The 21,411-nt window shown below is 31.2% G+C and carries 17 protein-coding genes; 6 read left to right on the top strand and 11 right to left on the bottom strand.

Going from position 1 to position 21,411, the window contains the following annotated elements; genetic code table 11:
- The 6 genes from G9F71_RS01630 to G9F71_RS01605 all read right to left on the bottom strand — a co-directional run bounded on the left by G9F71_RS01630 (window position 1) and on the right by G9F71_RS01605 (window position 6,576).
- Entirely contained in the window at window positions 1–936 is a 936-nt protein-coding gene (locus G9F71_RS01630) for an NADP-dependent oxidoreductase (protein ID WP_164950364.1), read from the bottom strand.
- Window positions 937–1,325: 389 nt separating this feature from the next.
- A complete protein-coding gene (locus G9F71_RS01625) occupies window positions 1,326–1,874 on the bottom strand; it encodes a GNAT family N-acetyltransferase (protein WP_164950363.1) in 549 nt (182 codons plus the stop codon).
- Window positions 1,875–2,423: 549 nt separating this feature from the next.
- Window positions 2,424–3,644, bottom strand: coding sequence for an NAD(P)/FAD-dependent oxidoreductase (locus G9F71_RS01620; RefSeq protein ID WP_164950449.1), 1,221 nt, complete (start codon window positions 3,642–3,644; stop codon window positions 2,424–2,426).
- 100 nt (window positions 3,645–3,744) lie between these two features.
- Window positions 3,745–4,182 carry a 4Fe-4S dicluster domain-containing protein gene (locus tag G9F71_RS01615; protein ID WP_164950362.1) on the bottom strand — a complete coding sequence of 146 codons (438 nt, stop codon included), beginning with the start codon at window positions 4,180–4,182 and terminating at the stop codon, window positions 3,745–3,747.
- Window positions 4,183–4,205: 23 nt separating this feature from the next.
- Window positions 4,206–6,086: an anaerobic carbon-monoxide dehydrogenase catalytic subunit gene (cooS, locus tag G9F71_RS01610; protein WP_164950361.1), complete on the bottom strand. Its 1,881-nt coding sequence runs from the start codon at window positions 6,084–6,086 to the stop codon at window positions 4,206–4,208.
- A 76-nt stretch (window positions 6,087–6,162) separates the two neighbouring features.
- On the bottom strand, window positions 6,163–6,576 hold the full coding sequence (locus G9F71_RS01605; RefSeq protein WP_164950360.1) for an RrF2 family transcriptional regulator: 414 nt from the start codon (window positions 6,574–6,576) through the stop codon (window positions 6,163–6,165).
- Between the two features lie 367 nt (window positions 6,577–6,943).
- On the opposite strand from G9F71_RS01605, the gene G9F71_RS01600 reads away from it, so the two are divergent.
- From G9F71_RS01600 to G9F71_RS01575, 6 genes are all read left to right on the top strand, one after another.
- A complete protein-coding gene (locus G9F71_RS01600) occupies window positions 6,944–7,663 on the top strand; it encodes a hypothetical protein (RefSeq protein WP_164950359.1) in 720 nt (239 codons plus the stop codon).
- Between the two features lie 318 nt (window positions 7,664–7,981).
- On the top strand, window positions 7,982–9,796 hold the full coding sequence (gene pepF, locus G9F71_RS01595) for an oligoendopeptidase F (protein WP_164950358.1): 1,815 nt from the start codon (window positions 7,982–7,984) through the stop codon (window positions 9,794–9,796).
- A 288-nt stretch (window positions 9,797–10,084) separates the two neighbouring features.
- Complete coding sequence (locus G9F71_RS01590; protein ID WP_164950357.1) at window positions 10,085–10,768, top strand: response regulator transcription factor; 684 nt, start codon at window positions 10,085–10,087, stop codon at window positions 10,766–10,768.
- Window positions 10,761–11,801: a sensor histidine kinase gene (locus tag G9F71_RS01585; protein WP_164950356.1), complete on the top strand. Its 1,041-nt coding sequence runs from the start codon at window positions 10,761–10,763 to the stop codon at window positions 11,799–11,801. Before G9F71_RS01590 ends, G9F71_RS01585 begins: the two co-directional genes overlap by 8 nt.
- A gap of 109 nt (window positions 11,802–11,910) precedes the next feature.
- Window positions 11,911–12,591, top strand: a complete 681-nt coding sequence (locus G9F71_RS01580) for an ABC transporter ATP-binding protein (protein ID WP_164950355.1) — start codon at window positions 11,911–11,913, stop codon at window positions 12,589–12,591.
- Window positions 12,591–15,143: an ABC transporter permease gene (locus G9F71_RS01575; protein WP_164950354.1), complete on the top strand. Its 2,553-nt coding sequence runs from the start codon at window positions 12,591–12,593 to the stop codon at window positions 15,141–15,143. The genes G9F71_RS01580 and G9F71_RS01575 overlap by 1 nt, the downstream gene beginning before the upstream one ends.
- Before the next feature lie 100 nt (window positions 15,144–15,243).
- On the opposite strand, the gene G9F71_RS01570 is transcribed toward G9F71_RS01575, so the two are convergent.
- The 5 genes from G9F71_RS01570 to G9F71_RS01550 form a co-directional block, all read right to left on the bottom strand.
- Window positions 15,244–17,019: a M3 family oligoendopeptidase gene (locus tag G9F71_RS01570; RefSeq protein WP_164950353.1), complete on the bottom strand. Its 1,776-nt coding sequence runs from the start codon at window positions 17,017–17,019 to the stop codon at window positions 15,244–15,246.
- A gap of 140 nt (window positions 17,020–17,159) precedes the next feature.
- Window positions 17,160–17,942, bottom strand: coding sequence for a pseudouridine synthase (locus tag G9F71_RS01565; RefSeq protein WP_164950352.1), 783 nt, complete (start codon window positions 17,940–17,942; stop codon window positions 17,160–17,162).
- Window positions 17,943–17,990: 48 nt separating this feature from the next.
- Window positions 17,991–19,040 (bottom strand): O-antigen ligase family protein, encoded by a 1,050-nt coding sequence (locus tag G9F71_RS27515; RefSeq protein ID WP_164950351.1) that lies wholly within the window; start codon window positions 19,038–19,040, stop codon window positions 17,991–17,993.
- Between the two features lie 199 nt (window positions 19,041–19,239).
- Window positions 19,240–20,532, bottom strand: a complete 1,293-nt coding sequence (locus G9F71_RS01555; RefSeq protein ID WP_164950350.1) for a VTT domain-containing protein — start codon at window positions 20,530–20,532, stop codon at window positions 19,240–19,242.
- A 278-nt stretch (window positions 20,533–20,810) separates the two neighbouring features.
- Window positions 20,811–21,359 carry a phosphatase PAP2 family protein gene (locus G9F71_RS01550; protein WP_164950349.1) on the bottom strand — a complete coding sequence of 183 codons (549 nt, stop codon included), beginning with the start codon at window positions 21,357–21,359 and terminating at the stop codon, window positions 20,811–20,813.
- Window positions 21,360–21,411 lie beyond the last annotated feature (52 nt).

Genomic DNA, 21,411 nt, shown 5'->3' with positions numbered 1-21,411 from the left:
TTATTTTATCTTTATTATAATTTTTCCTTTAGCATGATGTGATTCACTTAATGCATGTGCATTTTGAAGTCCGGCTTCATTAAATTCAAATGTTTTACCTATTAATGCTTTAAGCTTGCCTTCGGCCATCAAACTTGCTAATTTTCCAAGATCCTCACCACTTGGTTTTAACATATGAAATATACCATTTACTCCATATTCTTTTGCTTTTTCTGCACTTGGAGGTTGAACAATAGAAACTAATATTCCACCTTTTTTTAATACTTTAAAGCTTTTCTCTTGAATCTCACCACCTAAAGTATCAATTACTAAATCGTAATCTTTGAGTTCATTTTGAAAGTCAACTTTTTCATAATTTATTACTTTATCAGCACCAAGAGATTTTAGAAGGGTTTCATTACGGCTACTTCCTGTAGTAGTTACATAAGCTCCAAAACTTTTAGCTATTTGAATTGCTAAGCTTCCAACACCACCTGCACCAGCATGAACTAATACATGGTCACTTGATTTGATTTTTCCAATATCAACAAGACACTGCCAAGCTGTTTCACCAGCTAGAGGAACTGACGCTGCTTCATCAAAGCTGATATTCTCTGGAATTTTTACAACTAAATTCTCGGCAACTGTTATATATTCAGCATATGTGCCATTTGATGTAGTATCAGGTCTTGTAAACACTCTATCTCCAGGCTTAAATGATGACACATTTTCACCAACTTTTATAACAACACCAGCTGCATCCCAACCTAAAATAAGTGGAAATGTGAAAGGCATTACTTCCTTAAAATGTCCAGCTCGTATCTTCCAGTCCACTGGATTAATCGAAGTCGCATGCATTTCAATTAACACCTCATTTTCTTTTGGTACTGGACTCGCTACATCCATTAATTTTAGCTGTTCTTTACCACCATATGTTTCAATAATAACTGCTCTCATTTAATTACACCATCCTTATATTATTTATATATTTTTTATAGGTAATCCCATTTTCTTTTGATTAATTTTTTAAAACATACATATAAGTCAAAACATAGTTGATTCTCTAATTTTAAACATCATACCTTATTTCCTTACATCTTATTTTTTCTTTCAATATTTAATCGTATGCGATTTGTTTATATTTATACAGTATCATACCCAATAACAAATTACAACCCACTTTTATCATATTCTCACAGTAGGCTTTCTTATTTTTTGATTAGAAAATAATAACTTTAAAATTTAAGATATATTCGTAAATATATTGGTATATTAAAACCCCACATCTAATTGATATGGGGTGCTTGCGTGGATATATGTAAATATTATATTTTACTTGTTAATATCTATTTATCTAATAATCTTCCCATTATAACTGTATTATAATAGTTTCCATCTTTATGAATACGGTCCTTTATTAATAATCCTTCTTCTACAAATCCATATCTTTTATATAATTGAATTGCTTTTGTATTTGTTTGTACCACAGTTAATGAAATTTTCTCTATTTTCACAGTATCTGCCCACATCAAAATATTTTCTAGTAGTACTTTACCAATTCCATGGCTCCAATATGCCTTTGATATACATATTCCAAACTCTGATTTATGTCTAAATCTACTTAGTTTATTTCCCACGCAACGAGTAAATCCAACAATTTCCCCTTCTACTTCTGCAACTAAAAACAAATTTTTTTCCGCTATTGAATCTTCATAGATAAGTTTTTCAAAATCTTCTGGCGTTAATAAACCTTCACCAGATTCTCTATCAAGATTTTCTGTTTCTCCATCAATTTTAACTCTTAATTTAGATAATTCAATTGCATCATATTTTGTTGGACAGCGAAGTATCCATATTAGACTTTTACATTCTATTCTTTTATTTTCAATAATCATACATTACCTCCAGCAGTATTCTCTGATGTGTACGCTATATTAATATATGTTTTACCACTTCCTGGGCCCCCAATAATATGAATCTTTTTTACTGTCATATTAAATCCTCCATTATAAGTTATTGAACAATAAAATACTAAGGTGACATATCCACACTATTTTTATAACGGAGAAAGCTCTAACACTGATTTCATATTTTCTATTTAAAAATAATAATTATAATTTCCGTCCTTATTCTAATCTTGTTTGTCTTCATTGTACCATAAATTTTACAATTTTACCTTTATTTTTCCTATAGCATTTTCTCTATTTTTATTCACTATTTAAACTGAAACTGCTTTCTCACAATCACTTGCCTAACAAAAAAATAGCACAATTTTATAATCTATTCACAAAAATTCACCTATTTTTTAAAAACATTTAACTTCCAATTTGTATCAAGCTCCGCAATGCCTACTTCACTCTTGTAGTCTGATATTCCCTGCTCTAAGCAAAACAAATCCAGAATATCACTTATACCCTAATATTCTGGATTTATATATTTCTACATTAATAAATGTATTGACCATCTTCGTTAACTTTATAGAAGTCTCCATAATTAATATCTAATACGCTCTTATTGATTTTAGATACATCAATTTTATTTTTAATTAATTCAGTTAAAATTCCACAATAAGAAATATCACCTTGTAAAATTGCTCCATAAATCACTCCATCTTTGTGTATAATCTTCTTATAAATATCTTTATACACTCTTGCTTCAACTTCATAAGTATTATCTGGAGCTTCTAAAACCCCTAAGGATACAGTTTGAATTCCAAAAAAATTCATTGAATTCTTAAAGCTAAAATAATCATCTAATTCTTTTAAATTTCCTGTCATGTTATATGCAGCTACAATTCCCTGCTTTACAGCCATAGGCCAGATTGGGGATATTCCACATACATCACCAGCTGCGTATATATCTTCTACTGATGTTTTACATCGTGAATCTATAACTATGCCTTTTTCCATTTTAATTCTGTTATCCTTTAGAAAATCCACATTAGGTCTCACACCTGCTGCACATATTATAAAGTCGCAATTTATTTCTCTTCCATCTCCCAATTTAACTGCTTTCACATCTTTATTTTCATCTATAATTATTTCCTCAACAGATACGCTTGTATATACCTGTGCACCATTTTTAATAAGTTCATTTTCATATACTTTTGCAGTTTTAGCATCTAGCTGAATTGGAAGAATTCCTGGTGCCATCTCTACAATATTAACCTTTACACCTTTTTCTATTAAACCTATAGCTGCATCTATTCCAACTAAACCTGCTCCGATAATTACTGCTGAAGTATTTATTTTGGCCACACTGTTAATGTTTACTACATCTTCCATGTGTCTAAGAGCATAAACATTATTTATTCCTCTTAAATTCTTAATTGGGGGTATAAATGAATCTGCTCCAGAAGCTATAAGCAGTTTATCAAATGTGACAATTCTTTCATCATCTGTTGTTAAAAATTTATTATATATATTAATTCCTATAATTTTTTTTCCTGAAATCCAGTTAATTTCATATTTATTAAAAAAATCATCTTCAGTAAAACATATATCTTCCTCAGTTTTATTTCCACTTATTACATAGTGTAGCATGCATCTTGAATATACTTTAGTATCCTTCGATATTAAAGTTATTTCTGCATCCTTGTCTAATACTCTTAAAGTCTTAGCTGCATTTATACCAGCAGCACTAGCACCTATTATTACGTATTTCATCATTACCACCCCTCAACTATACTAGATATATTGCTCACTATACTAGGTATATTGCTCACTATACTAGGTATATTGCTCACTATACTAGGTATATTGCTCACTATACTAAGTATATTGCTCCAGTAGGGCAACTCTCCACACATCTTGGAATTTCCCTACCATCACACATATCACATTTTACAATAACTTTTTTAGTTTCCTCATCGGATTTTAATACACCATAAGGGCATGACATTACACACATGTAGCAGGAAGCACATTTTTCTTTATTATAATTTACTATACCGGTTTCACTATCTTTAGTCATTGCACCACTCATACAAGCAATAACACACTCTGGCTCCGCGCAGTGTCTACAAAACATAGGACAATTCTTATTATCCTTATTTTGAATAATATAATTTTTGCTCACATTCTTAATATCTTGAAGATCTAAATCATATATGGACTTTCCTTTTTCATTATGCTCTGACATGCAGGCAAGGCTACAATTAAGGCAACACTGGCATTTTTCATTGTCTATCATTACTCTCTTCATTATTGTCCCTCCTGTTCTTATAACTAACTAAGTCCCAATTCTCGTCTTTTATTTAATATTATTTGTTCTAACTTATCCGCAGCTTTAACAACATCATCTTCAAGAATCAATTTTCCACCAGTTAACTTTTCTAGATCCTGCGTCAATAGCTTTGTAACTACTTTGCTTCCTGTTATAAATGGGGGAATTGCAAGATGAAGTGGCAGTCCTAGTGCTAGTCCAAATACTCCGTCTGCCAGGGCTTGTTCTTCAAGCCATTGTGGTGCTGATAGTACAAGTGGAAGCTTCGGAATATCTATATCTAAATATTTTGCAAGTTCTGTGGCAACAATTTCGAGTCTTCCTATAGCTAAACAGGGTCCAAAGTTTAATACTGGAGGTATCCCTAGGCTTACGCAAACTTCTTTTAAGCTATCTCCTGCAAGACTAGCGGATGATGGTGACATTAATCCAACATTCTCAAGCCCACCGCTAGAACATCCCGCCGAAAGTACAAGTATATCTCTCTTAATGAGCTCCTTTGTAAGCTCTACTGTAAATATATCATGTCCTTTTGCAGTTAAGTTAGAGCATCCAACAACTCCAGCTATCCCTTTTATTTTTCCCGCTACAATTAAATCTATGAGCGGTTTCCATGTACCACCAAGGAAATTCTTCAAAGACTCTTCACTGAGTCCCGTTAACACATCGTCATGTCCGTGATTTTTAGGGATGTTTATTTGTACTTTATCTCTTCTATTTTTATAACTTTCCAATGCTTCCTCAATTATTCTTTCACTTATATTTTCTCTATCTTTAAAAGTATACTCAATGTACTCTGCATTTGCTTTTTTAGCTACATCATCAAGACAAATTTGTTTAACCATAAATTTATCTGCGATTGGCTCTATTCCTGGAAGTGTACAGTTAAACTCAGATACTATAGCATCTATTCCACCAGTTGCAATTAAAGCTTCACTTGTAAAGTTATTTCCTGCATGACCTGCAAATACTTCTTTATAGTGCTCTCCTCTTAATTGTAAATCCTGACCTACACATGTACAACCTACTATTCTAAAGCCCTTAGCTCCAGCACGCTTTGCTTTAGCAGTTACCTCTTCCTCTATTAACCTATCTTGCAGATGGGCAATTACCGAATGTTGATGTCCTGTTACCATTAAGTTTATATAATTTTCATCTACAACTTTAAATCCTACTTTAGCTTGTCTAATAACTGGCTCCCCAAGCATTACATCATTTAAAAGGTTTGTTAATGTTAAACCGTATAATCCTGTTGAAATGCCTAAATTTAAACTATTTAAAATCATATTTAATGGATCGCTACTTAAGTTTGTTGATGTCTTTACCATAGCATCAAATACTTCTGATTTTGCTCCACCAGGCATAATTCCAAGTTTTTTCCAATTTTCTACTCTTGGTGCATATGCTAATTTGTAAACAAGCTCCATTTTCTCAAATTTTGGCTTATATAAATCTGCAATTATTTTATCTGCAACTTTTATTGCCTTTTCATAAATATCCTCTTCTTTTATTTCAAATATGTTAACAAGTCTATTTAAAGTTGCTTCACTTTTTATTTTGCCTCTAGTCTCTCCTATGGCTTTTAAGTTTCTAGCAGTTGTTTCTACTATATGTATATAACAGGCAGAACCTGCGCCAACAGCTCTTAGAAAATTCCTAGCAACAATAGTATCTGCATCAGCTCCGCAAATTCCTTTTGGAGCTTTTGGTGTAATCCTACATGGCCCATTTGAACAAAGTCTACAACAAACACCTTGCATACCAAATCCACACTTAGCCTTTTGGCCTTCCACTCTATGATGAGATGTCTCTACATCTAATCCTCCAATAAATCCCTCCAGTACTGTATCTGCTGATTTGCATATATTACAATTTCCACACATTTTAAAATTCCTCCTCATATTGTCTTTCTTCTTTACTCATATTTTTAAATTTAATATCATATAAACCTTAAACTTTCTAAACTTCTCCATCCATTAATTGTTTGAAATTTATACTTTCTAGTTCTGAACTTAAACTTTTTTGTACTTTTGTCATGGCTCTATGGATAGTACACACACCACTTCTATTTAGATTGCAAAAACTTGGTTCAATTACACACCTATTAACAGCAATAGGTCCATCTATTGCTTCTATAACATCTTTTAAATTTATGTGTTCTGGTAATTTATTTATAGTATATCCTCCATTAACGCCTCTATAAGATTTTACAATTTCTACTTGTGTAAGCTTTCTTAAAAGCTTCAAAAGAAATCTTAGCGGTATACCTTCTTTTTCTGAAATTATCTTTGCTTCTACTTTTTTACCATATCCTAATATACACAAGTTAAGTACTACTCTAAGTCCATAATCTGCTTCTCGTGTTATTTTCATGTTATATCCCTCCTTAAAGTATACCAATTTAGTGTACTTTGATTTTAAACATTTTATCCCATCTTGTCAATAGATGAATTATATTTTATATCATAATATAGAGAAATAAACCCTATTCTGTGCAAACCAATGTATTCCGGTAAAAATTAACTTCCTGTCCCTTACTAAAGTATTTATATTTTTTATACTATATTCTCCATTATATAATATACTACTAAATACTATAAAGTGCGTTTAATTGACAAATTTTTTATTTTGTTATATATTATACAAGTTGCTATAATTTATACCATATATTTTAGTATTATTATACAATTATAGTATGTAAATTAGCATATAACCGCACAAATTTCAGGGGGGTTTTAAAATGTATAAAAAAGCAACTGCTTGTCTTCTAACATTATTACTAGCATTTTCATTTGTTGGATGTAGTAAAACATCTACTAAAGAGGTAACTAAAGAGGTACCTAAATCGGTAACTAAGGAAGTACCTAAAGAGGTAGCTAAAGATAAACAACTCACTTTAGGTAAAAATGAAGGTAATCTTTATACTAATGATTTCTTTAAGATGAACATTAATATTCCTGATAAATGGATAGTAGCAACTGATGAAGAAAAAACCGAAGTACTTAAACTAGGTAAAGAAGTAATTTCTAAAGATGATAAAAGTAAAGCTAAAGAACTAGATTTGAGCGAATTAAGAACAGTGTATCTTCTAATGACTTCACAAAAAGGTCTAAAAGTTCAATCTACTCCAAATCCCAATTTTATAGTTATAGCGGAAAAACTTTCCTTCTTCCAAGGTGTAAAGGATGGTTCTAACTACTTAGGCGAAGTAAAAAAGCAATTAAAAACTCTTGGAAGCACTATGCCTTATAAATTTGATAAAGAAATTTATACTGAAAAAGTGGGTGGAAAAAACTTTAGTGTGTTAGAAGCAACTATTGAAACTAGTACTATAAAGATGACTCAAAAGTATTATGCTTGTGTCTTAAATGGATATGCTTTAAGCTTCATTAGCACATACACTGACGATGTAAGTTCAAAAAGTTTAGATGGGGTAATTAAGTCAGTTACTTTCAAATAACTCTTATGAATAAACACTTAAAAAACTCGGTTTATACGAGTTTTTTTTCATATCTTCTTAATCATCTTAACATTTCTTTTTCTATTTTTTCTTGTTCTAATTCTTCTATTTCAATAATCGCTCCCTTATTAAACTCTTGATTCCTGTATCTATTTCTCTTAACTTAATACCACCTACTATTTAAACTAAAACACCTCCCTAACTTTATGTTCCACTTTAAAGGAATTCATGGGTCTACTATAGAATGTATATAAAATACATTTTGTAATATTCAGACACTTTAAAACAACAGTATAACTAAAAAAAGGGGGCTTTATAATGAAAACAGCTTTAAAAGAAAGAAAAGACGTAGATAAATCACTTACTTGGGATTTATCTTCAATGTACCAAACCGAGGAGCAGTATAATTTAGCTATAAAAGGTTTAGAAGAGCTTACATTAGAAATAGAAAAAAACTATAAAGAAAAACTAAATTCAGCTAATATGATAAATGAGTGTTTGGATAAAATGAGAGTCATACTGCAAAATGAAAACCTGGTAGGCTCTTATGCAAATCTTGCAGTTTCTACAGATCAAACTAATATAGAAAACCAAGCTAGATATATGAAGTTTATTAACATATCATCGGATTTAGAAAGCAGATTAAGCTTTGTAACAAGTGAAATTAAGGAAGCAAACGAGAAAATAATAGATGAGGCAATAGAAAAGTCAAAAGAAAATAGCCATTATTTAAATGAAATAAAAAGACTTACAAAACATTCACTACATCCAGAAGTAGAAAAGGTATTATCCGCTTTATCAGGATCTTTAGATTCTCCTTATTCCATATATGAAACGACTAAATTAGCTGATATGGATTTTAAAAATTTCAATGTAGACGGCACTGAATATCCTCTTAGTTTTGTGCTTTTTGAAAATGAATGGGAGTATGAAACTAATACTAAAATTAGAAGAGCAGCTTTTGAAGCTTTTTCTTCAAAACTCGGAGAATATCAACATACAGTAGCAGCACTTTATCAGACTCATGTTCAAAAAGAAAAAACATTAGCAACTCTTAGAGGATTTGATTCTGTTATAGATAGTTTATTATTTCCTCAACAAATAGAGAGGGAATTATATGATAGACAAATAGATATAATTATGGAAAAGCTAGCACCACATATGAGAAAATATGCTAAACTTCTTCAGAAAATTCATAAAATTGATGAGATGACCTTTGCAGACTTAAAACTTGAAGTGGACCCTGCTTTTGAGCCAACCATATCCGTAGAGGAATCTAAGAAATATGTGGAGGGAGCATTATCGGTACTCGGTGATGATTATTTAGAAATGGTTAAAAAGGGTTATGATGAAAGATGGATTGATTTCGCTGTAAATAAAGGAAAATCAACAGGCGCTTTTTGTGCTACGCCTTACGGAAATCATCCTTTTATTTTGATATCTTGGTCTGAGAAAATGAGAGAAGCATTTGTACTTGCTCATGAATTAGGTCATGCAGGGCATTTTCAGTTAATTAATGAAAATCAAAATATATTTGATGCAGAGCCATCTTTATATTTTATAGAAGCCCCATCTACTATGAATGAATTGCTTATGGCAAATTATCTTATGAAAACAAATGATGAGCCTAGATTTAAGAGATGGGTCTTATCTTCTATTATTAGCCGTACCTATTATCATAACTTTGTAACTCATCTGTTAGAAGCTGCGTATCAAAGAGAAGTTTATAAAATAATAGATGCAGGTGAAAGTGTGCAGGCTTCAACTCTTAATGAAATAAAAAAAGGTGTGCTAGAAAAGTTCTGGGGAGACTCTGTGAAAATAGTTGATGGCGCAGAACTTACTTGGATGAGACAGCCACATTATTATATGGGACTTTATCCATATACATATAGTGCTGGGCTTACCATAGCTACAGAAGTAAGTAACAGAATTTTAAAAGAAGGACAACCAGCCGTTGATGACTGGAGGAAAGTGCTAAAAGCAGGCGGAACTAAGTCGCCAGTAGAACTTGCTAAAATGGCTGGAGTAGATATAACAACAGAAAAACCGCTATTAGATACTATAGAGCATATAGGCGATATAATTGATCAATTAGTAAAACTTACAGACGATATGGAAGGATGCATTTAAAAAATATTAGCGATAATGGGTAACTGTATATTAACCTAAGTAAGTAAGTAAATAAGTAATTAATAATATTTATGTGTAATAAAAAGCATCTGCTATCTAGATGCTTTTTATTATGGCTGAAAATATTATAGTAACAAAAATAATCATGGTATAATATTCTATAATTGGATGTATGACGAATATTAACTCCAATATGCGAATTTTTATATTTTTTTTGTGGAAATCTTGCTAAATGTAAACTAAATTACGAATCCTACATAGAATGGAGAAGGTGATTTCTTGATAACAATGCTTATAGTTGAGGATGATGTTACTTTGAATAGTGGCATTATGCTATCACTCCGTCAAAATGATGTTGATATCCAGCAAGCATATAATATTAAACAAGCTAAACAAATGCTATGTGATAAAAAAATAGAGCTAATTATACTTGATGTTAATTTACCAGATGGAAGCGGATTTGAACTTTGTAAAGAAATTAGACAAGCATCTCAAGTGCCTATTATTTTCTTAACTGCAAATGATTTGGAAATTGATATTGTTACAGGTCTGGAGCTTGGGGGAGATGATTATATTACCAAACCTTTCAGCCTTATGGTTTTGCGAGCAAGAGTAAGGGCAATATTAAGGCGTGTTAGGAATATAAAATCTGATAATAAAATTACAATAGATAATATGGTATTTAATTTTGATACCATGGAGTTTACCAAAAATGGGGTGGCTCTTGTATTGAGCAAGACCGAGCAGAAACTTTTAAAAATTTTATTGAATAATAAGGGCAGTATTTTATCAAGATCTCAGCTTGTTGATAAGGTTTGGAGTGATGGAGCGGAGTACGTTGATGATAATGCTCTAACTGTGAGCGTAAGTAGACTTAGGAATAAAATAGAGGATAATCCCAATTCTCCTAAATATATAAAAACAATATATGGAATGGGATATATGTGGGCTGGAGGAGAATCTTTTGAATAAAATTACAGAAGCTTCATTTCAAAGGACTTATATTATTTTTGGAGCAGTATTTGTTTTATTTACTGTAGCAATTACCATGTTTTTATTATTTATATATGATCCTACAATAATATTTATTTTAATCATATTTGTATATTCCATGGCTGTGATCATTTTGGCATATATTTTTATAGCTGTGCTAGGTAATAAAGTAACTAGGTCTATTAAGACCATTGATGAAATTATGGATAATGCAATAAGTGGTAAAAAAAATATGTATACAGAATATGAAGAAAACATGCTTTCCTCCTTTGAGAGCAAAATGTATCGTTTTATTGCCATGTCAAAATTCACCACGGATGAAATTGAAAAGGAGCGCAACAAAATAAAAAGCCTTATTTCAGATATTTCTCATCAGACTAAAACACCTGTAGCAAATATCATGCTTTATTCTGAACTGCTGCTTGATGGTTATAAGTTAAATCAGGAGCAAAAAGAGTTAGCAAGTGGAATAAAGCTTCAGTCTGAAAAACTTAGATGGCTTATAGAATCTCTTATAAAAATGTCCCGGCTTGAAACAGGAATTATAAGTTCTGTTAATAAAACTTTAATGCCTGTCTTTCAAACTATCAGTACTTCAATTGGGACAGTATTTTCCTATGCTGAAAAAAAGAATATACAAATTCAGGTATGTTGTGATGAAGACATAAAAGCATATCACGATGTTAAATGGACAAGCGAAGCATTTGTAAATATACTGGAAAATGCTATTAAATATACACCACAATGGGGTGAAATTGATGTAATAGTCAGCCAATATGAGATGTTTACTCGTATAGATATCAAAGATACGGGTATAGGCATAAATGAGGGTGAGCTTAATCTTATATTTAAGCGATTTTATAGAAGTGCCGATGTGTCACAATATGATGGTGTTGGAATAGGCCTTTACCTTACAAGAGAAATTATTTCCTCTGAGGGTGGATATATTAAGGTTAAATCTAAACTTAATAAGGGTTCTGTATTTTCCGTATTCCTGCCTAATACAAAATAAATATTAAATATTACAAAACTGTTATATTTGAGAAAGCAGTTTGTTAGATTTGAGGAATATAGTATATACATACCTAGGTATAAACTAATATTTTTAGGGAGGAATTGTTATGGCAGTATTACAGACGAAAAGTTTGAAAAAGTATTATGGTAACGGAGAAAATATGGTAAAAGCTTTAGATGATGTAGATTTAGTTATAAATCAGGGTGAGTTTGCTGCAATTGTAGGAACATCTGGTAGCGGGAAGAGTACACTTTTACATATGCTAGGCGGGCTTGATAGGCCAACTTCAGGAACAGTGGAAGTGGAAGGCGGGGATATATTTAAATTGAATGATGATAAACTTACAATATTCCGCCGAAGAAAGATAGGATTTATATTTCAAAATTATAACTTGCTTCCTATATTGAATGTTTATGAAAATATTGTTCTTCCTATTGAACTGGATGGAAATACTGTTGATAAGGAATATTTAAACAGTATAATATCTGCTCTTGGAATTCAAAGTAAGATTAAGTCTTATCCAAATAATCTTTCAGGAGGACAGCAGCAGCGTGTGGCTATTGCAAGAGCTTTGGCTACAAGACCTGCTATTATTCTTGCAGATGAGCCCACAGGAAATCTTGACAGTAAAACAAGCCTTGATGTATTGGGACTTCTAAAAGCCACAGGGAAGCGTTTTAATCAGACCATAGTTATGATAACTCATAATGAGGAAATAGCACAAATGGCAGATACTATCATAAAAATTGAAGACGGAAGAGTTGTGAATAGGCTGGTGAATAATTAATGATAGCTACACCAAATAAGAGGACTATTCGTAATCTTTCCATTAAAAGCCTCAAAGCAAACAAACTAAGAAATATATTTGCAGTAATGGCAATAGTATTAACTACTTTATTGTTTACAAGCTTACTAACAATCGGAATAAGCATGAATAAATCTCTCCAGGAAAGCACTATGCGTCAGGTGGGAGGAAGTTTTCACGGCAGTTTTAAATATTTAACAAAAGATGAATTTGACCATATAAAAAATCATAAGCTTATTAAAAGTATTGAATATTCAGTATTAGTTGGTTTTGCAAAAAATAGTGAGCTTTCCACAAGACAAACTGAAGTAAGGTATGCAACAAATAAGGAAGCAGAATTTATGTTTGATCTTCCTACAAAAGGAACAATGCCACAAAATGAAAATGAAATAGCTTTGGATACCATAGTACTTGATAAGCTCGGTGTGCCACATGAAATAGGAAGCAATGTAACATTAACCTATACTGTAAATGGCAAACAAGCTACGGATAACTTTATTCTTTCAGGATACTGGAAAGGAGACGCTGTAGCTCCTGCAAGTATGGCATGGGTATCAGAAAAATTTTTAAAAGCAAAGCTTTATGGCATAGATGATAAATATGTAAAAAGTCATTTTAAAGAAACTGAAAATCTCACAGGACTTGTATTTGCAGATGTAATGTTTTCAAATAGTTTTAATGTAAATAATAAGCTATTGAAAATTTTAAGTGATAGCGGATATACACAGGCCAATATACCACTAGGTGTAAATTGGGCTTATACTTCAGAACAAATCATATCTAATTTAGGCAGCATAGTTTCGCTTATAGGTGCAATGCTACTTGTTATGTTAAGTGGATATCTTATTATCTATAATATATTTTATATTTCGGTGGCAAAAGATACTAAATTTTATGGTGTGCTTAAAACTATAGGAACCACATCAAAACAGATAAGAAGTATTGTTAAAAGGCAGGCTATAATACTTTCTATTATAGGAATACCCATAGGATTAGTTATAGGATATATAATGGGATCAGTGCTTATACCATTTGTAATGCAGAGTGTACAAGTTACGCACACTGAAATATCTTTTGACCCTCTTATATTTATAGCAGCATCATTATTTTCACTTGTAACTGTACTTATAAGCTGCCGAAAGCCGCAAAAGATAGCTGCAAAAATATCGCCTATTGAGGCAGTTAGGTATACGGATGTTCAGGATAATGGAAAAAGGAAGAATAAAGAGTCAACTAATGGTGCTAAAGTTTACAAAATGGCGTTCTATAATGTGTTCAGAAGTAAGAAAAAGGCTATTGTTGTAATGATCTCCCTCTCACTTAGCATAATACTTCTTAATAGTGTTTATACAATGGTCAAAGGTTTTGATATGGACAAATATGTAAACAATATTATAGTCAGCGATTTTTGTATAGCTGATGCAGGTTATTTTAATCCTTATGTCGGATATAAAGGCCAGGATACCTTAAAAGAAAAAACGGTGGATGAAATAAGTTCTTTGACGGGAATAAAAAACGTTGGAAGAGTATATTTTAAGGAGTTCAAACATAAGCTAACAGACAAATCATTAAAATGGCTTAAAGGTCAGCTTGAAAGTGAGGCTGCCATAAAAGATAAATCTGGAACTACAGAAGATACAAATAAAATATTAGAAAGTAAAGAACTGAAATTAACCTTTGGTGGACTTGATAAGCTTATATCGAATAAAATTGAAATTTTCAAAGGTACATTTGATGCTAAAAAATTTGCAACAGGTAATTATATTATAATTGGAAGACCTTATTTCCAAGGAACTTCTAATATAGAAAGTTATTATGATGTTGGTGAAGATTTTAAAATGACTTATGAGGATGGAACAGAAAAGACTTATAAAGTAATGGCAATAGGCGAAATTCCATTTAACGTTTCCGTAAGGACTGCAGATCCTCAGGCAGTTCAGATTTCTATTCCGTCTGATGAATTTAAAGCGCATGTTAAGAATCCTGTCATAATGACAGCGTTATTTGATGTAGAAAAGAAAGAGATTCCAAGTGTTGAAAATTATATTAAAAGCTATGTAAAAACAAAAGAGCCTGCACTTAGTTATACATCAAAAAATATTTTTAAAAATGAATTTGCAAAAACTCAGTCTACTTACAATGTAGTAGGATACTCACTTAGTTTTGTAATTGCATTGATTGGAATACTTAACTTTGCTAATTCTATGGCTACAAGCATAATATCTAGAAGAAAGGAGCATGCAATGCTGCAAAGTATAGGCATGACTAGCAGACAGCTTTATAAAATGCTTTTATTTGAAGGATTATACTATGCTTTGTTTACTATGTTAATTGTTGTTACATTTGGCATGGCATTTAGTTATATTATTGCTAATGCTATTGTAGGGGGTTTTACTTTTTTTAGCTACCATATTACATTTGTACCAGTAGCAATTTGCCTACCATTTCTTATAGTTATTTCTTCAGTTATTCCTATTATATGCTATAAGACTACAAGTAAGATGAGCATAGTGGAGAGATTAAATGAAGGATAGGTAATATGAATTATAAAATTTCAATATAAAATATCTAAACTAGAATCTTTAATTAACTCTAGTTTAGATATTTTAGTTATATTGATAATATTACAGTTACTTAGCTATTGCAGAACTCCTCTATTTCCTTTTTCACAATATTCATGGAACCTCTCCAGAATTCTTTATCATGTATGTCTATATCAACTGATTTTGCAACATCATATATAGTAGATTTACCTGTGATACACAATAATTTATTATATTTTTTCACAAATGAAGAACCTTCATTTAAATACATATTATAAAGTCCTTTTGAAAATAACAATCCAAAAGCGTATGGAAAGTTATAAAAATTTGCATCTGGATAGTAGTAATGATTTTTATGAATCCACGCAAATGGGTCTAAGGTCTCCTCAGAAATGGCATCTCCATAAGCTTGTCTTTGCGCCCATATCATTAAATCTTTTACTTCTTCTAATGATAATTCCCCTTCACTTCTTTTTTCAAATACAGCTTTTTCAAAAATATATCTTGCATAAATATCTACAATTACAGAACTGCAATTTACAAGATCTGTACCTAAAATTGATAGAGCTTCATCCTTGCCTGCTGTTTTTAGTGCTGCATTTCTTACTATGGTTTCACTGAAAATCGATGCAGTTTCTGCAAGTGGCATTGGATATGATGAATTTAAAACACTTTCCTTTTGAAGCATCATTCCATGATAAGCATGTCCAAGTTCATGTGCTAAGGTACATACATTTTTAAAGTTATTATTATAACTACATAAAATTCTACTTTCCTTTATACAATGTAAATTTTTGCAGAAAGCTCCCCCTCTTTTTCCTTGGCGTACTCCCCAATCTATCCATCCATTATCAAATGCTTTTACTGCCAATTCTCCCATTTCCTCTGAAAAAGAACTAAAATGCTTAACTATAAATTCTCTTGCCTTTTCAAATGTATATTCCATATTTTTATTGCCGAGAGGAGCCATAATATCATAATATGGTAGTTTGCCTTTATGTCCTAGTAACTCAGCTTTCTTTAAAAAATATCTTTGGAATTCTTGTAAATTTTCCTCCATAACCTCAATCATAACATTTAAAGTTTCTTCATCCATTCTAGAGTCTTCTAATGTTCTGTGAAGCGGTGATTCATATTTTTTAATTTCACTTAAAGTAATTACTTCGCCTTTTATAGCATTTAATGCTGCAAGTACTCCCTCCGCAATTTTATCATTGCTCTTTCTTTCCGCGAAATAAGCTTTCTTTCTAAGTTCTCCCTCATTTGAAAACTGCATGTTCTTAACTTCATTTATACCTATACTTTGAATTTTACCATCTAACTCTATCTCTACCTTATGATTGGCAGTTATGTTATTTCTATATTTTGACCAAGTACTTGAACCTGTTAACTGCATTTTCGCTATTAAGATCTCTTCCTGCTGACTTAACATATGAGAGCTTTTTGTCTTAATTTCCTTAAAATAAAACTCATACTCTTTTAACTTATAAGAAGAATTTATAGCACTGTCTAAATCTTTCATATTACTTATCCATTTTGCAGTGCTAACTTCAACTTCTGTAAGATTAGTTTTTATCTTCTCTATCATGCTTAAATACTTTTTTGCGCTAGAGTTACTTGCATTTGCTGAAATACTTAAACTGCAAAAGGCGCTTATTCTACTATATATCCTTCGAAACTCCTCCATTTTATCTACATAGCACTCTAACTTGTGGGCAATATCTTCATAGCTGTTCAAGTTGTTTTTGCTCCAATTTGTTAAGGTCTTAATAAGTTCTTCAAATAATTTAACATCATTTTTAAAATCTGCTCCTTCAAAAGAAGAATAAAGCTCTTTTAAACTCCATTTACCTGTCCCACTCATCATTTTAATTACTCCTTTTCTACAAATATAGTTTATTATAAATTATTCTTTGCAAATTCTAATTTACTTAATTAGTACATTATACCATAAATTTACCATCAAATAAAAATAACATGATGTATAAGCGCCACTTATACATCATGTTATTTTCCCAATACCTTTTGAATCTCCACTTCTGTTAAGAATCGATGCTGACCTTTTTTCAATGATTCATCTAAGAATAATCCTCCAATGGAAGCCCTCTTTAAATAAACCACATAACAGCCTACTGCCTTTAACATCCGCTTTACTTGGTGCTTACGCCCCTCTGAAATAGTAAGATATCCAGAGACAACTGACTGATTATAATGATTTGAATCTATATTGCATAAATTATCAATAGGCATCTCATGTTTAAACTCTTTATACATTCCAGATTTTTGAACTTCTATTTTTGCAGGTTTCGTTATCATTTCATCTTTCCCCATGTAAATTCCTTGCCCTAATTGCTCCCGGTCTTGCTCGTCTAAAGAACCCAAAGCCCAAAAAAAATAAGTTTTTTCAACATGCTTTTGTGGGTACATTAATTGATGCTCAAAATCACCATCATTGGTAAGGAGCAATAATCCTTCTGTATCTTTGTCTAACCTTCCAACATGAAATACTCCATTCATATTAACATTATCAAAAAAATCAAATACTGTTTTATTAATTGCATCCTTTCTTGCAGTAATGTAACCTCTAGGTTTATTAAACATATAATATACCTTTCCAGTATAAGCAATTGCTTTACCAAGATACTCAACAACATCAGAACTTTCGTTAATTTCTATGGCAGGTTCTGTTATCACGTCTCCATTTACCTTCACCATACCTTCTTTGATATAAGTCCTAACCTTTTTTCTCCTTCCAATATCTGATTCTGCTAAAAATTTATCTAATCTCATATCTCACCACTTCTCTTCCTTTGAAAAATCATTTGAATAACCATTGCCCTATGAATTTTCATATTGTTTTGCAAGAGCAGTTATTATGGCTGAACTAGCTATAAATAATAACCCAGTTTGTGGTGCAATCATTGTAAAATCAACCAACCCATGTCCAATTATTATGGCTTGAATGCCTGCTAGCATTGGAGCCAACTTACAATCTTGTGCATGAAGTATCTTTAAATTTCGGAATAAATTAATCTTCATATAAGCATATATGGAAAGCCCAACAATTCCAAGTGAAGTCATAATAGTAATGTAAATATTATGACCATGGTATAAGGTTGCATAATAGTAACCTTTCATAAAATATGCTCCATGGTCTGTAATTCCCATAAGCCCCCAACCTATAATAGGCTTAAGCTTTATCATTTTTAAACATCCATTCCATATTCCAAAACGACTAGTAAATGAACCATCCAAATTATGGCCAATTACATTTTCTAAAATCTGTGATGGCATAAATGTAACTACAGCTGTAATTATAAATATTGTTATAAACAGCCACCTATCTTTTTTATTACCTTTAAGGAGATAATAAATAAAAAGTCCACATAATAGACCCATAAAAGCCCCACGGGACGCCGTTAAATACAATGCAATAATAAAACAAAATGTTGCTATTCGATAGAATAATTTTGTAGTTTTAGATGTAGTGCTACAGAAATAAAGCCCTAAAAGAATCATTATAGCAAACCAATTCCCCGCTACATTGGGGTTTCCAAAGGTACTATATATTCTGTCATTAAATACTGGCTGAGCCGTAATTTCAAGAAATTTCGCCCAAATATTGTAATTAAAACACACATATATAACTTTTTCAATAATTCCGAAAATGGCTGATAGCAATGAAAAACACACTAAATACCTGCTTATCTTTTCTACCTTATTTTCATTTTGACAATAATCTTGTAAAAAGACACTAATGCATAGATACATAAAGAGAGCAAAAGATGCAGCAATTGATGTAAAACTATAATTTACAGCACCTGCTATCAAAGCCCATATAAATAGTAACCCAAGCCCTATATTCCAGTGATTTTTGTGTATGCTCACTTTTCTAGACAACACCATATATGTCATGTATATGGCTGGTATTATGTTCGTATAAGGGGAAATGACTGTTAATAAAACTAAAATGCCTATAATAAAACCCACTTTCTTTTATAATAATATACACTATTTTCTTAGTTATAGTCTTTATCTTCTTAATCTTGAATACAACCCACTCCTTATGAAGTTTTTTAATATTATTTTATAATTTTATTTTAGGTAGTATGCGATAAACTTCTAATAAAATAATATTTATAGTCAACCAAACTCCGCCAAAAATATATCCCGCGTAAACATCACTTGGGTATTCAGTTTGAAAGAATATTGGATTTAGCCCTGAAACTATACAAATAAATAAAGTTATAATTAAAACCGCAGTTTTGGCCCAAGCTTTTTTCACATTTTTTACTATTTGAAAAGCAAAAAAACCATATGCCACTATTGCCATTAAAGCTTCATAACTTGGAAAAGTATTCAAACCATTTCCTATTAAACTTACTGAAGAAGGTCCTAAACGCCTAAAAATATGCCTTAATGCATATTGTAAAATTTCCCCTCCACCAATTATAATAAACAGAAACTTCATTTCAAGAATTCGATTTGTATTCCTTCTTATAATCCATATAAACATGATAATAGTCAATAATACTAATACCTTAATTGAAGTTACTAATTCAAACACCCTCATCCATTGTGACCATTCCGAAGTAAAAATAGCTTTTACTAAATAAGATACAACAATGTCAAATTGCTGAAACTCATGTGCTAAATAATCTTGTATGACTCCAATTACAAGAAGGTCAAACCCCAAAAAAGCAACTGCTACAAAAGCTATAGCAACTTTCATTTTCCCCATAGAATTAAAGGTAGTTATAGTTCTATTTAGCATTTTATAAGTAGTTTCTATAATTCTTGTCTTATGATTTCTATAAGCATAAATAATAATCAAGATTAGAGATATAATTAAACTTCCGATAATGAAATATTTGGATATATAACTATGAAATTTATCCCAGTTCGGTCCAAGGACCTTTCCTAATGAAATAAAAGTAGTCGTCCATATAAAGGCTCCTAAATATGCATTTGAAGCAAATCTTTTATAAGGTATTTCCGTTATACCCGAAAAATATCCCGTAATATGTCTAACTCCAGGAATGAAACATGCTAAAATCAACAATCTATTACCAGATGATTCAAACCACTTTGATGTTTTCTCCATTTGAGCGGGACCAAGATGAATATATGAACCATATTTTTCAAAAAATCTCGTGCCAACTCTAGCACCAACAAAATAAGATATTGTAATGCCTAATATTACCCCCGCACTAGCCACTAATATACTTATAACCCAGCTCATTTTAGATTGATAAACAAGAAAACCACAGTATGTCATCATTAGCTCACCCGGAAGAGGAAATGCAATTAGTTCTAGCACTAAGGCACTAAACAAAATTATATATCCATAATGATTAATTAATCCTATTACAGAATGCAAAACACCACGTCCTATCTTTACTATTTATAACTATTTGTAATTTGAACTGCTACATAATTACCAATCTAAAATGTCTATATTCAACTACCTCTACGCTTATTCATAAAACCAATGGATTTCTAAATTAGCTACAATTACAATTTACATTTTATCATATATTCACTTAATTTAAAATTATATATATCACTAGCAGTAAATATTATTATATATGAACAACTATCGCAATACAAAGTAATGACTCCCATACACTCTTTTTGACTTGTACAAGGAATATTTTCTTATATTCTAGCCTTAATATTATTGTTTACTTTACCAAACAAGTAAATTATTATTCCACTGCACATAAGCCCTAAAACTATACCTGCCAAAATATCAGTAGGATAATGCACATATAAATATAACCTTGAAAATCCTATCAAAGATGCCAAACCTAAAAATCCAAATGCATACCGTTTAAAATACTTTGCGAGTACTCCTGCCACTGCGAATGAGGAAGTAGTATGCCCTGAGGGAAATGAATAGGATAAAGGCTTTGCAATTAAAAGATTCCATGCCGGTATCTCTGCTGATGGCCTTATACGCTTAACTACATTTTTCAATATTTCTTCTCCTAAAATTGTACTTAGTATTAAAGCTCCTAAAGCCATAAAACCTATTTTTCTATATTTTTTATTAACCATGAGTATGGCTACTATTATAATCCATATGATTCCTCCATTGCCTAAGTACGTTAATGTAACCATACTTTTATCCATAATAATTCCATGCATATTATCTTTTATATATAATAATATTGAGCTATCAAATCTTTGTAATAATGATATCATTTCCTTCATTCCCCTTTTTTTCTCTTGTCTTTACTAAATGTGTCTATAAACA

It is taken from the genome of Clostridium sp. FP2 (assembly GCF_011065955.2).
Classification (GTDB): domain Bacteria; phylum Bacillota; class Clostridia; order Clostridiales; family Clostridiaceae; genus Clostridium_AD; species Clostridium_AD tagluense.
Note: the sequence above shows the minus strand (reverse complement) of the source record. Positions and strands in the feature narration are given on the sequence as shown.

Coding starts and splice junctions, on each gene's coding strand:
- G9F71_RS01570 (WP_164950353.1), bottom strand. CDS start 17,019: ATGATGAGTGGGACAGGTAAATGGAGTTTAAAAGAGCTTTATTCTTCT.
- G9F71_RS01615 (WP_164950362.1), bottom strand. CDS start 4,182: ATGAAGAGAGTAATGATAGACAATGAAAAATGCCAGTGTTGCCTTAAT.
- G9F71_RS01575 (WP_164950354.1), top strand. CDS start 12,591: ATGATAGCTACACCAAATAAGAGGACTATTCGTAATCTTTCCATTAAA.
- G9F71_RS01600 (WP_164950359.1), top strand. CDS start 6,944: ATGTATAAAAAAGCAACTGCTTGTCTTCTAACATTATTACTAGCATTT.
- G9F71_RS01565 (WP_164950352.1), bottom strand. CDS start 17,942: ATGAGATTAGATAAATTTTTAGCAGAATCAGATATTGGAAGGAGAAAA.
- G9F71_RS01550 (WP_164950349.1), bottom strand. CDS start 21,359: ATGATATCATTATTACAAAGATTTGATAGCTCAATATTATTATATATA.
- G9F71_RS01590 (WP_164950357.1), top strand. CDS start 10,085: ATGCTTATAGTTGAGGATGATGTTACTTTGAATAGTGGCATTATGCTA.
- cooS (WP_164950361.1), bottom strand. CDS start 6,086: ATGTGTGGAAATTGTAATATATGCAAATCAGCAGATACAGTACTGGAG.
- G9F71_RS01620 (WP_164950449.1), bottom strand. CDS start 3,644: ATGAAATACGTAATAATAGGTGCTAGTGCTGCTGGTATAAATGCAGCT.
- G9F71_RS01605 (WP_164950360.1), bottom strand. CDS start 6,576: ATGAAAATAACACGAGAAGCAGATTATGGACTTAGAGTAGTACTTAAC.
- pepF (WP_164950358.1), top strand. CDS start 7,982: ATGAAAACAGCTTTAAAAGAAAGAAAAGACGTAGATAAATCACTTACT.
- G9F71_RS01580 (WP_164950355.1), top strand. CDS start 11,911: ATGGCAGTATTACAGACGAAAAGTTTGAAAAAGTATTATGGTAACGGA.
- G9F71_RS01625 (WP_164950363.1), bottom strand. CDS start 1,874: ATGATTATTGAAAATAAAAGAATAGAATGTAAAAGTCTAATATGGATA.
- G9F71_RS01630 (WP_164950364.1), bottom strand. CDS start 936: ATGAGAGCAGTTATTATTGAAACATATGGTGGTAAAGAACAGCTAAAA.